Raw genomic sequence first — 13695 nt, 5'->3', positions numbered from 1 at the left:
AGATGACGTCGATGTGGCAGACGGACGGTATTCGTGCCCCGCGCACCAGCGACCCGGCCGACCCCCTCACCGCCACGGCAACCGGCCAGGACATGACGATCAACGTCTCCGCCGGTCACGCCACCGTCCAGGGCTTCCACTACTACTCGGACGCCGAACGGCACGTGGTGATCAGCCCCAACACCGGCACACAGTCCCGGGTCGACCGGATCACCGTCCGCCTCAACCGCGCCGGACAGCGGATCGCTATCGCCTACCTCCAGGGCACCCCGGCCGCGCAGCCCCAGCCCCCCGCCCTCAGCCAGGGACAGGACGGCGTCTTCGACGTACCCCTGTGCCGGGTGACCGTGGCCCCGCAGACCGGGGCGGTAGCCCCCCGGGACATCACCGACGAACGTGTGTATGCCCTGACCCAGAGCGTGTACGCGAACACCGCCGCCCGCGCCGCCTCACCCGAGCGCCCCGTGCCCGGCAAGTTGGCCTACCTCCAGGCCGAGGGCCGCATGGAGATCTACGCCGACGACGCCTGGACTCCTCTGTCCCCGGGTCCGTGGCGCCCGCTCCCGCTGCCCTCCGATGTCGTCGCGCACGGCGGCAATCCCCGGTGGCGTCTGGTCAACGGCACGATCGAACTGTCCGGCTCGGTCGAGAGGAAGGACGGCAAGGACTTCAACGTCGCTTCGGCCTGGCGGCTCGCCATCCTGCCGCCCGAGGCCCGACCCCGATATCTCCGGTCCTTCGTCTGCGCCACCTCGCTCAACTACGAAAAGGGCAGCTCGACGCGGGTCGACGTGCTCTCCCGCAGCGACCAGCAGGCCGGCGGCGAACTTCAGGCCGACATTCAGTCGCCGGTGAAGTGGATCTATCTGGACAGCATCCGGTTCGCCCTCGACGCCTAACGACTATCACGGACTGGTCTGCTGCATCGATACCGAGGCGATCGGCACGGATCGTCTCTGGGAGTAGGCAGACCACTTCAGTGGCCGCGGCCGACCATGGGCATCGAGCTCGTCCGCTGCCACGAGCTGAGCACCAGCGGTGCCCAGGGCTCACGCAGGGCAATGCCGTTGCGGCCGATTCAGTGGCCGGGCGTCACGCCATGCGCAGCGATGACCAGGTTTTGGGGCCCACAATGCCGTCCACCCTCAGTTTGAAGGCCGCCTGGTACTTCTTGACTGCCGACCGGGTGTCCTTGCCGAACTCGCCGTCTATTCCGCTTGGACCGACGGGGTACCCGTAGTCCACGAGTAGAGCCTGGATTTCCTTGACCTTGGGGCCCGAATCGCCGTATTCGGCGTAGTCCATGCCCGTGTAATAGCCGCAATAGACGCCAATGGTCGTGTGTACGTAGCAGCGGACGGCTGCGGATGCGGCAGGCACTGTGCCGGCTTCGCTCGGCGCCGACGGAGCAGCAACGGCTGTACCAGCCAGGACTGCCGAGGTCAGGAGCCCCGCACTTAGGGCAGTGATGATCTTGGTACTGGCGAGCTTCGGCTTCTGCCAGGAGCGATGATTCATGAGATCTCCCACTGGTGGTTGGCGTGGCTGCGGGTCGAGCGTTCGGCGCGGGGTCTGGACGAGGGCTTGACTGCTGCCGCAGAGGTCGCTCGCGGCGCATGAAGGTCGGCCGCTGGAGGATGTCCCCTATGGAGGGGTGCGTACCGACAGCCGGACCAGCGGTGCGGATGCGCTTGCGGTAGCGTCGGTCAGCGGGGAAGGCCCGGCCGTGCCGCTAGATCTTGTGGAAGGCCCGGGCCTCGATGGTGTGTGCCTTCCCCCTGAGGTAGATGCGCATGTAGTAGCTGGTACCGGGCCTGGCGTCGGACATGTTGATGTTCATCCAGCCCCCGTTGCACCTGCCCCAGCCGCCCTTCTTGACGACCTTCTTGTCGCTGGTGCGCACGACGTCTATCCGGAGGTCGGTGCCGTCCTCGCCGCCCCAGCATCGAGCGTTGGACCCGAGCACCTTGCTGCGCGGCACGTAGTCGGCCGTCGCCCAGTACTTGGTGGGCGCGTGCGAGACCGGGCCCCAGATCAGCACCCAGCTCGCCTGCACTGCGGGCTTCGACGACGGCTCCGCCTGCGCGGCGGGAGTGGCCACCGCTAGGCCGCTGCCGAGTGCCACGGCGGCCATGGCGAGAACGAGGCTCTTACGCGTTCGCATGAGGTCTCCTCCGTTGGGTGTGTTCTCGGCGGTGCCTTCTGGGCTCTCCCCGACGCATGTCCATTGAAGGGCCAGCCTGGACGTCGCTCAAGGTGTGCGATTGAGCCAAGGGGGCGATGGTGGCGCAGGCCTGTTGATAAGTCCTGGGTACCCAGCTGCCCCGGGCCATTGGGACGCGGGGCAGTGGGGAGCCGCTGCCATGCACTTGGGCTGATGTCTTCACCGTATGTCCCACCACGGACAACTAACCCTGCACACCACACCCCACCACCCCGCGCCGACCGGCCCGGGGCTTTCGCATGTCTGGAGAACACCCCCATGGCAAACCCTCTGTCCCCCGACCGCCTCGCCGCCGCCCTGCGCGCCGAGGGTGTGCGCGTTGTCGAGCACGGCTCGTGGCGCACCCACAATCGCGCCGGTCACGGCGCCTGGGGCCCGGTCCACGGCGTGATCATCCACCACACCGTGACGTCCGGCACCGCCTCCTCCGTCGACCTCTGTTACGACGGCTACGACGAGCTTCCCGGCCCGCTCTGTCACGGCGTGATCGCGAAGGACGGCACGGTCCACCTGATCAGCGCGGGCCGCGCCAATCACGCGGGCAGCGGTGACGGCGACGTTCTCGCCGCCGTGATCGCCGAGCACCGCACCCCCGCACCGTCCGCGGACGACACCGACGGCAACGCGCGGTTCTACGGGTTCGAGTGCATCAACCTCGGCGACGGCGACGACCCCTGGCCCGCCGCCCAGCTCGACGCGATCGAGCGCGCGTCCGCCGCGATCTGCCGCGCCTTCGGCTGGAGCGCGGCCAGCGTCATCGGCCACAAGGAATGGACCGCGACCAAGATTGACCCGGCCGGCTTCTCCATGTCCGCCATGCGCGACCGCATCAGCCGCCGCCTCGGCCACACCCCCGACAAGCCTTCCCCGAAGCCGGAGTTCGAGCCCTTCCCCGGTGCCGAATTCTTCCGTTCCGCCCCCCGTTCGCCCATCGTCACCGCTATGGGCCGCCGCCTGGTCGCGGAAGGTTGCTCGGCCTATGCCGACGGTCCCGGCCCGCAGTGGACCCGGGCGGACCGTGAGTCGTTCCGCCGCTGGCAGCGTCACCTGGGGGACGCTCCGGCGGCCTGCGACGGGTGGCCGGGGCCGCGCCAGTGGGACGCGCTGAAGGTGCCGAAGAGCTGACCCGCTCGCCCCAACGCACCGGTGGCTCCAGGCCGCCCGTTCTCGATCCAGCAGGAGACCCCCGTATCGGCGCCAGGGGTTCGCGGGCCCCGCCGCAAACGGCTGGCCCGCCCCGACCACATGGGATGCGCTCAACGTCCCTACCGCACTCCGAACGGAACTCTCTTGACCGACGCCATCCGCCGCACCATCCGCACTACCGTGCAGACCGCCATCACCCTCGCGGCCCTTCTGCCCGCCATCGTCTCCGCCGCTGGAATCCCCGCCACCCTCCCGTGGGCCGCCGGCGCCCTCGCCCTCGCCGCCGCCCTCACCCGGATCATGGCCATCCCCGGCGTCCAGGCCCTCCTTCCGACCTGGCTCCGCACCGCCCACCCCGACGACCAGTTCCCCGCCATCACCTGCGAGGGCAGCGCGTGATCGAACCCACTCCCACGACGGCAGATACGGCCGCCGTTGCACTGGAACTCGAACGGCTGCGCGGCACCGTAGAGGCCGGGTTCGCCCGCGTCGACGGTGCCCTAGCCCTCCTCGTGCAGCGCTCCGACCAGAGCGAACGCCAGCTCACCGACCACGAGACGCGACTCGCGACCCTCGAACGATCTCGGTGGCCGCTGCCGAGCATCGCCGCGCTTGTCGCCGTGCTCGGCCTGGTCGTCACCCTTTGGCAGGCCACCGCCGCTCACTGACGCAAACTGCCCCCTTTCCCGGCTGCGGCCGGGAAAGGGGGCAGTTTGGCCGTGTCAGCGGTCGATGGCGGACGCGTCAGGCCGCAGCCAGAGACGTGATGCGCGCCCGCGCCTCCTTGACCCTGTGCTCGGAGCGATGTGAGGCCAGGGCTTTGCTGACCTCCTGGAGCCGTTCCACGCCCCTTTGCGTATGAATCCCTGTGCCGAGGCACTTGATCGCCCGATCGGTGGCGTCAAGGGCGCCATCCAGATCTCCGGCTTGGTGGTAGGCGAGCGCCAGGGTGCCGCAACGCACAGCCTGATCTCGGGGGGCCGCGTGGGTCACCGATTTTTCGAGTGCATCCGTGGCGCGGGATGCCTGACCCGTGGCCAGCAGGAATCGGCCCTCCGTCGATCGAAGCTGAGACTCACCGAACCAACGCAGGTAGGACGGGCGGTCGGTACTGTCGCTTTGCTCCAGGGCGGCGAAGGCTCGGTTGAGGGCCTGAGCAGCCTTCTTGTGGTCTCCGCCCTTGCACAAGACCGTGGTTTGGTGGGCGGCGAGGGACGACTTCATAGCCGCCGGAACGCGCGTGCTGACGCTCGTTGCAGACTCCATAAGGCCGATGGCCGCTCGCTGTTCGCGGTGGTTGGATGCCTGCGTGGCCATAAAGCACAGCGTGTGAGCACCCAGCATCTCGTCGCCGGCCGTATTTGCTGCCCTGAGTGCTGCCGTGTAGTTCTTCTGCGCTGCCGCCTGCAACCCGGCGTCGTAGCTCATCCAGCCGAGCAGGCAGCACACTTCTGCGGCAAGGGTGTAGAGCCTCTTGCCGATCTCGTCGGTGTAGCGGCTGTTGCCGATCATGCGGGTGAGAAGCCGCAGATCGGCACGGGCCGAATCGAGGAAGTCCACACCGCCCGTGTCCTGTTCCATGGCGCGGATGGACTCGACGCGCTCAGCCATGCGATCTACCGTGCGGTTGGTGATTTGGTCGCCCTTTGTGGCTGCTGCCAGAGCTGGATCAGCGGTCGCCCACTGGGATCCGATGCCGACTAGTGCAGCACCGCTGATCCCGATAAAGCCCCTTCGGTCCACTGGTTCACTCCCTAGTGCCGTCAGAGCCTCCAGCGTAGACCTTTGGGTCCATGGCGCCGCAACGACTTGATCCTCCCAGGCAGGCAGCCATAGAGGCCATGGCCTAGTGCCGATCACCTCCGGCGACACACGGAGGCCAGCGCCCCGGAGGTAGTCGGCAATGACCACTTGCGCCAGAGCCTCCGGATCGTGATCGTTTCGCTCCCACTTGAAGATGGTTGATCGAGTAGTACCCAAGTGATGACCGAGCCGCTCACCGTGGTTACAGATGGCCTTTGCGAACTGCGTTTTCCCCATCCCGAGTTGATCTCGCACGTAGGCGAGAGGATGCGATAGAACGGCTGACCTGGAGTCGATCACAGCAACGCTCCTCTGCTGATGATGTGACAACTTAGCGACGCCAACGCATCTGTCCAGGGCGCATGGTGGGGATTGAAACCCCTGTGAAACCTTCCGGTCACCACACCTCCGGGTAGATGGTCGTCACGTCGGCCCAGGGGTCAGCAGGGCGCCGAGGATGCATCGTGCCGTCAGAGGAAGATGCTGCGCGTCCCGTCCTGGGCCGACACCTGCCAACGAGTTGCCGGGCCGGAGGCCACGGCGGCGGGTCAGAGGGGATCACATGACTGAGTCCACTTCTTCCTTCGACAACCACACGAGTAGCGCCCGAACCGCCTTGTACCGGGTCGCGGAACGCGGGTCCGGGGGCGTCCTCCTGGTATCCCGAGACTTGGGGGAATCGGCAGACGGACCCGACGCGTCGACGGGCACGATGGCCTACCCGCCCTGCCAGTGCCCCCAGCATCGCGACGGGCGAGGGAACCCGGATCCTGCGGCCTGTCGCCAGCGTGGTGCGGTGTGAGCCGACGTAGGACATCGTCTGCCTCGTGCTGCGCGAACGGCGACAAACTTCGTCAGGCACGGACCCGGGCGGCGCAGGAGGGACGGCAGAAAGCCGCTCAACTCCTAGCGGGGGCCCTCAGACGCCACGAGCCAGCGGCGCATGGCCCGCAGCACGCCCCCAAGGGACCAACGGGGCAGGAGCCCCCAGTGGGCTCCGAAGCGCCCGGTCGACGGGCCTTCGCGGTCACTTCGATTGGGTCGGCCACGGCTTTGGTGCCCGCGCCAGGCAGGATGCGTCAGTGGCCTCGCCCGATCGCCCATGAAGAGGGGGCGTGATGGCGCGCACTGCCCTGAGGTACGCAAAGCACACGATCGCCGTACACCCGGACTCCGTCACCTACGGCGCGCAGTGTCGGGGCTGCAAGTGGAAGACCGAGGGGCATCAGGAACTGGGGCCATCACAGGACGAGTGCTTGAAGCACGCCGGGCGATCGGGGCACAGGGTCTTCCACACCTTCTCCCGAGGTACCTCTTACGTACTACGGGAAGACGAGGGGACACCCGAGTGAACATCGACGGACCCAATCTGCCGCGCACGAGGGGCAAGCTCCCTCCCGCATCGCACGGAAGCCGACCTGAAGCGCGACCGGCGGGACGCCCTGCCCTTGCCCACCCTGTCCCTCTGGCCCATGTCGCTGGCCCGTCCAGCTCCGATCGGAGTATCTGCTCGGAGTGCGTCCGGCACGCCCTGGCTGAGGATGCAGCGCGGGCACGCGGCGACAGGATCGCGACGCGGAGACATCGGTACTCCAAGCTGCGCCACTTCCGCGTTGGGCACCCGGCACACCCGGTGAACGACGAATGAGGCGCCACAGAGCCCCTCGGTGGATCGACTGGGTCGGCATAGGCAAGGGTCTGTTTGCCACTGCTCTGCTCGTCGCCGCCTGCGCTGCCGTCACCTGGCTGGCCGTCCACGGCGAGCCCAGCCACATCTAGAGCCGCCTGCCTCTCACCGGATGTTGGGCTTCCCCGATGCGTCCGCCCGGCTGAGAGGCAGGCCACAGGCGCCCGCCCCGGCCGTTGACCGGCCGGCAGAAGCGCCCGCCAACGAACACCGCTTCGCGGTACTTCGTGGCACTCCTTCGCAATCCGCTTCAAGGAGGCGTAATGAGTGTTGCCCAAAAGCCCTTAGGTTTCGCGTGGCTGGAGGTGACGGGGTTCTGCAACCTCACCTGCACCCACTGCTATGCCGACTCCTCGCCCCAGGGCACTCACGGCACCATGACTGTGCAGGACTGGGTGAGCGTCTTCCGTCAGCTCGCGAGCATGGGAACCAAGGAAGTGCAGTTCATCGGCGGAGAGCCGACTCTGTACCCGGACCTGTGCGAGCTGATCGCGCGCGCCCACTGGACGGGGCTGTCGATCGAGCTGTTCACGAACATGACCTACATCCCGAAGGGGATGTGGCGGACGATCAAGAAGCACAACGTCAAGCTCGCGACGTCCTACTACTCCGACAGCGCCGACGACCACGACAAGGTGACCAACACCCGAGGCTCCCACCGGCGCACCCGGGCGAACATCGGAAAGGCAGTTTCCCTGGGCATCCCCATCCGCGGGGGCGTCGTCTCGGTACAGGCAGAACAGCGCGTCCACGAGGCAGCCCAGGACTTGACGGACCTTGGAGTGCAGCACGTCGGGGGCGACCGGGTTCGGGCGTTCGGGCGCGGCAGCAAAGGGGCCGACCCCACCGTGAATGATCTGTGCGGGCACTGTGCTCTCGGGCAGTGCGCCATAGGCCCGGACGGCTCGGTATGGCCGTGTGTCCTCGGGCGTTTCATCACCCTCGGCAACGTGCGCGAGACCCCGTTGGAGGAGATCTGGAACAGCCCTCGCACGGCCAAGGCACGAGCCGAGATCGTCGCGGCCACCGGAGAGAAGGCGTGCCAGAGCTGCACGCCCCCGCAGTTCCTCCCAAGCTGTGCACCGTGCAGTCCCTGCGTCCCCGATGTGGGTCACTGTGACCCGAGAGAAGCGGGCCCCCCGGCGGCCACGGCTACGATCGGCGCACCCGCGTGAAACGCTGACCTAGTCAGGAGCGCTACCGATGGATCACGGAGACGACTTCTTCGGCGGGTGGCCGGCGCAGAGCCACCACCCCGACGCCGTCCAGCGGACCGACGAGCAGTGGGCGCAGATCGCCCGCTATCTGAGGCAAGCGGCAGGCAAGATCGGTCCGCCGCTGCCTGTGTGTCTTCCTGGCGAGCCCCGCGAATGCGGGCGTAGCGCTCAACAGCACGTGCTGGCCTGGGCTGCTGAGATCAAGGCCGTGGCGCATCACATCATCGAACAGAGTGCCCCGACTCCCGAGCATGCGGCGTTCGCTGCGGGGACGCTCTACCAACGCCACCTGACAGAGCTGCGCGAGCAGAACAGCATCCTCCCCCACGCGAAGGTGACCCGGTAGCTCCAGGCGACCCGTCACCGGTCCGCTCGCGCACCACTATCGGTGCGCGAGCGGACCCATGTCTACGCGGCCATCTCCAAGTACCGGCGGCCGGTCCGTTCGGCCACTCCGAAATGGTCGCCCACTGTCCGGCCGGTCACCGGACGGCCGTCGGCCACAAGCGCGGCCATGGCCGCCCGCACGTCATCCGGCCCAGGAAGCCCCTTACCGGCCTGCCGTGTCCGCCGTCGGCCACAGCCGCCGGACAGTCCCGCTGCCTCTGGCCGCGCGGTCACCCCTGACAGCCCCGGAAGGGGCTCAGCCACCGGTCCGCCCCCTTCGTCGGCGACCGTACCCCCTGCTGCGGCCGCGGCCGCGTTGGCTGGGGCCGGGACAGCCACTGCGTCCACTCCGGCACTTTCCAGGGTCTTGCCGGTCGTGGCCGCAGACGTGGCCGTCCTGTCCATGGCCACCGGCCGACCAGGGGACAGTTCACGGCCAACCGGATCCGCCGTGGTGGCCGCCGCTTCCGGAGCAGCCTTGACCGCTAGCGCCTCGGCCGAGGTGTCCGGCCGACAGGCCGCCTCGGCCGCAAGCGCCATATGCATCAGGTGCGCCACCACGAGCGGCGGGACGCCGGACACAGCGGCCACCATCCACGCCGACTCGTGCACATACCCGGCGGCCACCAGATGCGCGGTCACCTGAAAGGACAGCGCGAGGACCAGCGCGGCCACAGCACCCACGATGGCCGACGTCCGTCCGGCCGCCCCGTTCGGAAGCTGGGCCGCGATATAGGCCGCCACGGCCGCGTATACCGAGACCACCACGGGCATCAAGAGCGCCACAGGTCCCGACCACCGGGCGGCCACGGCCAACGCGTACTCGCCCGGTGCCGACATCGCCAGCGCGCTCGTCAGGACCAGCCACACGTACCACGGCAACGACGTCTGCCCCTTCACGCCGACACCCCCGCCGCACCGCACAGCGCCTCACGCACGGCACCCGCTCCCCGCAGCGTCGCCGCCACGGAGCCGCCCGCGTCCTGGTCGGCCTCGGCCGCCTCGCAACGGCACTGCCGACACAACACCTCGTCTGCCACCGGCCGGAACAGCATCGCCTGGACATGGTCGCCCTGGCACTCACGCGCCCCGGCCACCCGAGACGGCGCGGCCGCCCGACGCTCGGCCGCGCGCTGCTCAGCAAACGTCGGGGCCGTCGGCATCTTGCGGACCAGCCGGTCCCGAACAATGCCCGCCGGAGAGTGCACCGCCTCCGGGAGCCCGGACGTCAGAGCATCCCGCAGCTCCGCCATACCTGCGCCGCGCTGGAACCACTCGCCCACCAGCGGCGCCAGCGCCGCCACCTCTCGACCCGACAGACGCAACCGCCGTTCACTGTGCGACACGGCCGCCAAAGCCCGCCCGGCCCGTTCGACGAGGGGGGCGGGCACCGACGGCGCCGCCGCATCCGTGCTCTCTGTCGCCTCGGGAGAAATCGGCTCCCCCTCCCTCTCTGCCGAAGGCTCCGCGCCGTCCTGGTCGTCCGGTATGGCGGAAGGGGAGGGAGGGTTGTAGTTGTTCTCATCAGTGTTCCTGGGGGAACGACCGACGGCCCGGCCCTCCGGCGCTCCGGCGGCCGGAATCACGTCCGCCGGACGGCCGTCCCGTACCTCCACAGCGTCATCTGCGGTCAGCGGTACGTTGGAGATCAGTTGGGTGGTCGACCATCGACCTGCCGCGCCTTGGCGCCGCCACTCGTGAAAGTAGCCCTCGGCCGCAAGCTGCCGCTTCGCACGGATGAAGCCGGTCTTCTTGATCCCCGCCCGCTTCGCCGTCTCCGACAGCGGCTGATCAACCTCGTCCGGGAGGGACAGGTGCCACGTCAGCAGACGCACCGCGTCCGACCCGAGATTGGGGTGGCGGATGACCTCGTTGGACACCTGCGTGAAGAATCGCGCAGGCGAGATAACATGCCTAAGCATCCCTGGGAGCCCTAACTCCTAGTGGTGAAGACCCCCGGTCCGGTGTTGACGCACCTGCCGGGGGTCGCTCCGTTTTCGGTACGAAGCGACCTGATGCCTGGAACCGTACCCCACGGACGATCACAGCTACCTCCTCGCCCCCGGCTCGAAGCGCTCCCCGACCGGCACGGCGATGCCCGCCGGTACGCGGTCGGCGGGGGCAGGATCGGGGGCCTCACCCTGGGGAGAATCTGGGGAGTGCGGGCCAGCAAAACCTGAAACGTCCTGCAACGCTCTGAAACGAAAACGGCGCCACAGCACCCTCGAAGCAGGCGATGCCGAGGGGAACGGGAAATGACGAAGGGCCGGTCGGAGCCACCCGAATGGGTGACCCGACCGGCCCTTCCTGGTACCAGTACCAGCGGAAAACCGCTGGTCAGCCGTTGACGACCCCCACCGAGTCCGTCGGCTCCTCGAAGCGGCCGTCGATCTTGGAGACCAGGCCGGTGACCTGGCGGGCGATGTCCGGGGCGGTCAGCCCGATCTCCGCCATGACCTCCTTGCGGGAGGCGTGGTCGAGGAAGCGCGGCGGGATGCCGAAGTCGCGCAGCGGGAGGTCGACGCCCGCGTCGCGCAGCGCCTGCGCGACGGCCGAGCCGACGCCGCCCACCCGGCTGTTGTCCTCGACGGTGACGACGACGCGGTGCCGCGCGGCCAGCGCGGGCAGTGCCTCGTCGACCGGCTTGACCCAGCGGGGGTCGACGACCGTCGTCGAGATGCCCTGCTTGTCGAGCAGGTCGGCGATCTCCAGGCACATCGGCGCGAGCGCGCCGACGGAGACCAGGAGGACGTCGGGACGCTCCGTGCCCTCGGCCGGCTCGCGCAGGACGTCCATGCCGCCGACCCGGCCGACGGCCTTGACCGCCGGGCCGACCGCGCCCTTGGAGTAGCGCACGACGGTCGGGGCGTCCTTGACCTCGACGGCCTCCCGCAGCTGGGCGCGGACCTGGTCGGCGTCGCGCGGGGCGGCGATCCGCAGGCTCGGCACGACCTGGAGGATCGACATGTCCCACATGCCGTTGTGCGAGGCGCCGTCGGTGCCGGTGACCCCGGCCCGGTCCAGCACGAACGTCACCCCGCACTTGTGCAGGGCCACGTCCATCAGGACCTGGTCGAAGGCGCGGTTGAGGAAGGTGGCGTACACCGCGAAGACCGGGTGCAGCCCGCCCGTCGCCAGCCCGGCCGCCGAGGTCGCCGCGTGCTGCTCCGCGATGCCCACGTCGTAGACGCGGTCGGGGAAGGCCTTGGCGAACTTGTCCAGGCCCACGGGCTGGAGCATGGCCGCGGTGATCGCGACGATGTCCTCGCGCTCGTGGCCGAGCTTGACCATCTCCTCGCCGAAGACGGAGGTCCAGTCGGCGCCGGAGGAGGCGATCGGCAGGCCGGTGTCCGGGTGGATCTTGCCGACGGCGTGGAAGCGGTCGGCCTCGTCCGCGAGGGCGGGCTGGTAGCCGCGGCCCTTCTCGGTGAGGCAGTGGACGATCACCGGGCCGCCGAAGCGCTTGGCGCGCTGCAGGGCGGACTCCAGGGCCTCGATGTCGTGGCCGTCGATCGGACCGACGTACTTCAGGCCGAGGTCCTCGAACATGCCCTGCGGGGCGATGAAGTCCTTGAGGCCCTTCTTGGCACCGTGCAGCGTCTCGTACAGCGGCTTGCCGAGGACCGGGGTGCGCTCCAGCAGGTCCTTGCCCCGGGCCAGGAAGCGCTCGTAACCGTCGGTGGTGCGCAGGGTGGCCAGGTGGTTGGCGAGGCCGCCGATGGTGGGCGCGTAGGAGCGCTCGTTGTCGTTGACGACGATGACGAGGGGGCGGTCCTTGGCGGCGGCGATGTTGTTCAGCGCCTCCCAGGCCATGCCGCCGGTCAGCGCGCCGTCACCGATGACGGCCACCACGTGGTCGTCCTTCTTCAGGACCTCGTTGGCCTTGGCGAGGCCGTCCGCCCAGCCCAGGACGGTGGAGGCGTGGCTGTTCTCGATCACGTCGTGGTCGGACTCGGCCTGCGCGGGGTAGCCGGAGAGGCCGCCCTTCATCTTGAGCTTCGAGAAGTCCTGGCGGCCCGTGAGCAGCTTGTGGACGTAGCTCTGGTGCCCGGTGTCCCACAGGACCTTGTCCTTGGGCGACTCGAACACCCGGTGCAGGGCGATCGTCAGCTCGACCACGCCGAGGTTGGGTCCGAGGTGTCCACCGGTCTTGGAGACCGCGTCCACGAGGAAGGACCGGATCTCCGCGGCCAGCTGATCGAGCTGCTCCGGGCTCAGCCGGTCCAGATCGCGCGGTCCCCTGATGCGGGATAGCAGCGCCACCCGTGCCTCCTTAAGCGTTCGAGCTGTCGAGCTTTGCCGGTCTGTCGAGTCTAATGTTCCGCTCGCGGTGCCGGTGAACGGGTGATGCGACGTATGTCACGCAATCGGCGTAGCGCGGTCCCATACCGTCCGGAAGGCCAGTCCGAGGCAGGCCGCGAGTGCGGGGTGTTCGATGGAAAGGGCGGTGGTGGAGCCGCTGCCGGCCACGGGATCGGGCAGGTCGCACAGGACGTGCGCCGCGTCGGCGACGACGAGTTTGAGCGGCAGCGCGTCGGTGACCCGGGCCTCCTGCCCGGCCCGGGCGAAGATCCGGACCTTCTCCCGTACCTCCGGGTCCGCCAGCGCGTCGTGCGTGTAGACGGCGCGCACGGTGCCGCCGTCACGGGTGATCCGGCGGGCGGCGCGGGTGACGACGGCGGTCGCGGGAGGTGCGACGAAGGGCGGCCGGCAGAAGGTGAGGAGTTCGCCGGTGGCCCGCGCCTGGATGTCGGCGAACCGGTCGACGATCGCGCCGGGATCGCGGAGCACCTCGATGTAGTCCAGCGGGTCGGTGTGCGAGCGGCCGTCGGTCCACAGCGGAAGCAGGGCCACTGCGAGCCCGGCGGAGACCCGCTCCAGGTCCTCCAGGGCCTCCCGGCGGCGGCTCAGCAGCCGGGAGAGGGCCTGCGCCGGAGCCATCGCGGAGAACGTCGTGACCCGGCCGCCGTGGGCGGCCGCGAGTCCGCCGCGGACGAGCCCGTCCAGTACGTCGTAGATCCGCTGACGGGGCACCCGCGCCTCGCGGGCCACCTGGGCCGCCGTGTAGGACTCGCGTCTGACCAGCGCGTGGTAGACGCGGGCCTCATAGCGGGACAGCCCGAGTGCGACGAGGTCGGCCACCGATCCTTCCTCCGGCTCCATGGGAGGACACGCTATACGCCCGTGATCACCCGCCGGACCGGCCACACGGGTACGCCGGACGGGCTGGT

General features: G+C 69.0%; 14 protein-coding genes. 7 read left to right on the top strand and 7 right to left on the bottom strand.

Translation table 11 applies throughout. The features are described 5' to 3' along the window. Positions 1-11 precede the first annotated feature (11 nt). Complete coding sequence (locus AB8O64_RS27555; protein WP_370421945.1) at positions 12-899, top strand: hypothetical protein; 888 nt, start codon at positions 12-14, stop codon at positions 897-899. A gap of 193 nt (positions 900-1092) precedes the next feature. On the opposite strand, the gene AB8O64_RS27550 is transcribed toward AB8O64_RS27555, so the two are convergent. Further along, positions 1093-1518: a peptidoglycan-binding protein gene (locus AB8O64_RS27550; RefSeq protein ID WP_370421944.1), complete on the bottom strand. Its 426-nt coding sequence runs from the start codon at positions 1516-1518 to the stop codon at positions 1093-1095. A gap of 214 nt (positions 1519-1732) precedes the next feature. Continuing rightward, on the bottom strand, positions 1733-2164 hold the full coding sequence (locus AB8O64_RS27545; RefSeq protein WP_370421942.1) for a hypothetical protein: 432 nt from the start codon (positions 2162-2164) through the stop codon (positions 1733-1735). A gap of 318 nt (positions 2165-2482) precedes the next feature. Here AB8O64_RS27545 and AB8O64_RS27540 point away from each other — a divergent pair, with 318 nt between their 5' ends. From AB8O64_RS27540 to AB8O64_RS27530, 3 genes are all read left to right on the top strand, one after another. Continuing rightward, positions 2483-3349, top strand: a complete 867-nt coding sequence (locus AB8O64_RS27540; protein ID WP_370421941.1) for a peptidoglycan-binding protein — start codon at positions 2483-2485, stop codon at positions 3347-3349. Positions 3350-3514: 165 nt separating this feature from the next. Further along, positions 3515-3769, top strand: a complete 255-nt coding sequence (locus tag AB8O64_RS27535; RefSeq protein ID WP_370421939.1) for a hypothetical protein — start codon at positions 3515-3517, stop codon at positions 3767-3769. Then, positions 3766-4038, top strand: coding sequence for a hypothetical protein (locus AB8O64_RS27530; protein WP_370421938.1), 273 nt, complete (start codon positions 3766-3768; stop codon positions 4036-4038). The genes AB8O64_RS27535 and AB8O64_RS27530 overlap by 4 nt, the downstream gene beginning before the upstream one ends. 76 nt (positions 4039-4114) lie before the next feature. Here AB8O64_RS27530 and AB8O64_RS27525 read toward each other — a convergent pair whose 3' ends face one another. Continuing rightward, complete coding sequence (locus AB8O64_RS27525; RefSeq protein ID WP_370421937.1) at positions 4115-4981, bottom strand: transcriptional regulator; 867 nt, start codon at positions 4979-4981, stop codon at positions 4115-4117. A 1836-nt stretch (positions 4982-6817) separates the two neighbouring features. On the opposite strand from AB8O64_RS27525, the gene AB8O64_RS27520 reads away from it, so the two are divergent. The 3 genes from AB8O64_RS27520 (at position 6818) to AB8O64_RS27510 (ending at position 8423) form a co-directional block, all read left to right on the top strand. Further along, entirely contained in the window at positions 6818-6952 is a 135-nt protein-coding gene (locus AB8O64_RS27520; protein WP_370421935.1) for a hypothetical protein, read from the top strand. 171 nt (positions 6953-7123) lie between these two features. Continuing rightward, positions 7124-8035, top strand: a complete 912-nt coding sequence (locus AB8O64_RS27515; protein ID WP_370421934.1) for a radical SAM protein — start codon at positions 7124-7126, stop codon at positions 8033-8035. Positions 8036-8063: 28 nt separating this feature from the next. Then, entirely contained in the window at positions 8064-8423 is a 360-nt protein-coding gene (locus tag AB8O64_RS27510; RefSeq protein ID WP_370421932.1) for a hypothetical protein, read from the top strand. A 62-nt stretch (positions 8424-8485) separates the two neighbouring features. Here AB8O64_RS27510 and AB8O64_RS27505 read toward each other — a convergent pair whose 3' ends face one another. The 4 genes from AB8O64_RS27505 to AB8O64_RS27490 all read right to left on the bottom strand — a co-directional run bounded on the left by AB8O64_RS27505 (position 8486) and on the right by AB8O64_RS27490 (position 13627). Continuing rightward, on the bottom strand, positions 8486-9364 hold the full coding sequence (locus AB8O64_RS27505) for a hypothetical protein (protein WP_370421930.1): 879 nt from the start codon (positions 9362-9364) through the stop codon (positions 8486-8488). After that, entirely contained in the window at positions 9361-10344 is a 984-nt protein-coding gene (locus tag AB8O64_RS27500; RefSeq protein ID WP_370421929.1) for a hypothetical protein, read from the bottom strand. Before AB8O64_RS27500 ends, AB8O64_RS27505 begins: the two co-directional genes overlap by 4 nt. Positions 10345-10801: 457 nt before the next feature. Further along, positions 10802-12727: a 1-deoxy-D-xylulose-5-phosphate synthase gene (gene dxs / locus AB8O64_RS27495; RefSeq protein WP_370421928.1), complete on the bottom strand. Its 1926-nt coding sequence runs from the start codon at positions 12725-12727 to the stop codon at positions 10802-10804. Positions 12728-12823: 96 nt separating this feature from the next. Next, positions 12824-13627 (bottom strand): TrmB family transcriptional regulator, encoded by an 804-nt coding sequence (locus AB8O64_RS27490; RefSeq protein ID WP_370421926.1) that lies wholly within the window; start codon positions 13625-13627, stop codon positions 12824-12826. Positions 13628-13695: the final 68 nt, after the last annotated feature.

The organism is Streptomyces sp. QH1-20, from assembly GCF_041283565.1.
GTDB lineage: Bacteria > Actinomycetota > Actinomycetes > Streptomycetales > Streptomycetaceae > Streptomyces > Streptomyces syringius.
This window is presented reverse-complemented; position numbering and strand designations above follow the sequence as displayed.

Bases quoted from the DNA above. Each gene is read 5' to 3' on its own strand.
- AB8O64_RS27515 (WP_370421934.1), top strand. From the start codon at position 7,124: ATGAGTGTTGCCCAAAAGCCCTTAGGTTTCGCGTGGCTGGAGGTGACG.
- AB8O64_RS27490 (WP_370421926.1), bottom strand. From the start codon at position 13,627: ATGGAGCCGGAGGAAGGATCGGTGGCCGACCTCGTCGCACTCGGGCTG.
- AB8O64_RS27550 (WP_370421944.1), bottom strand. From the start codon at position 1,518: ATGAATCATCGCTCCTGGCAGAAGCCGAAGCTCGCCAGTACCAAGATC.
- AB8O64_RS27525 (WP_370421937.1), bottom strand. From the start codon at position 4,981: ATGGCTGAGCGCGTCGAGTCCATCCGCGCCATGGAACAGGACACGGGC.
- AB8O64_RS27545 (WP_370421942.1), bottom strand. From the start codon at position 2,164: ATGCGAACGCGTAAGAGCCTCGTTCTCGCCATGGCCGCCGTGGCACTC.
- AB8O64_RS27540 (WP_370421941.1), top strand. From the start codon at position 2,483: ATGGCAAACCCTCTGTCCCCCGACCGCCTCGCCGCCGCCCTGCGCGCC.
- AB8O64_RS27555 (WP_370421945.1), top strand. From the start codon at position 12: ATGTGGCAGACGGACGGTATTCGTGCCCCGCGCACCAGCGACCCGGCC.
- AB8O64_RS27520 (WP_370421935.1), top strand. From the start codon at position 6,818: ATGAGGCGCCACAGAGCCCCTCGGTGGATCGACTGGGTCGGCATAGGC.
- AB8O64_RS27510 (WP_370421932.1), top strand. From the start codon at position 8,064: ATGGATCACGGAGACGACTTCTTCGGCGGGTGGCCGGCGCAGAGCCAC.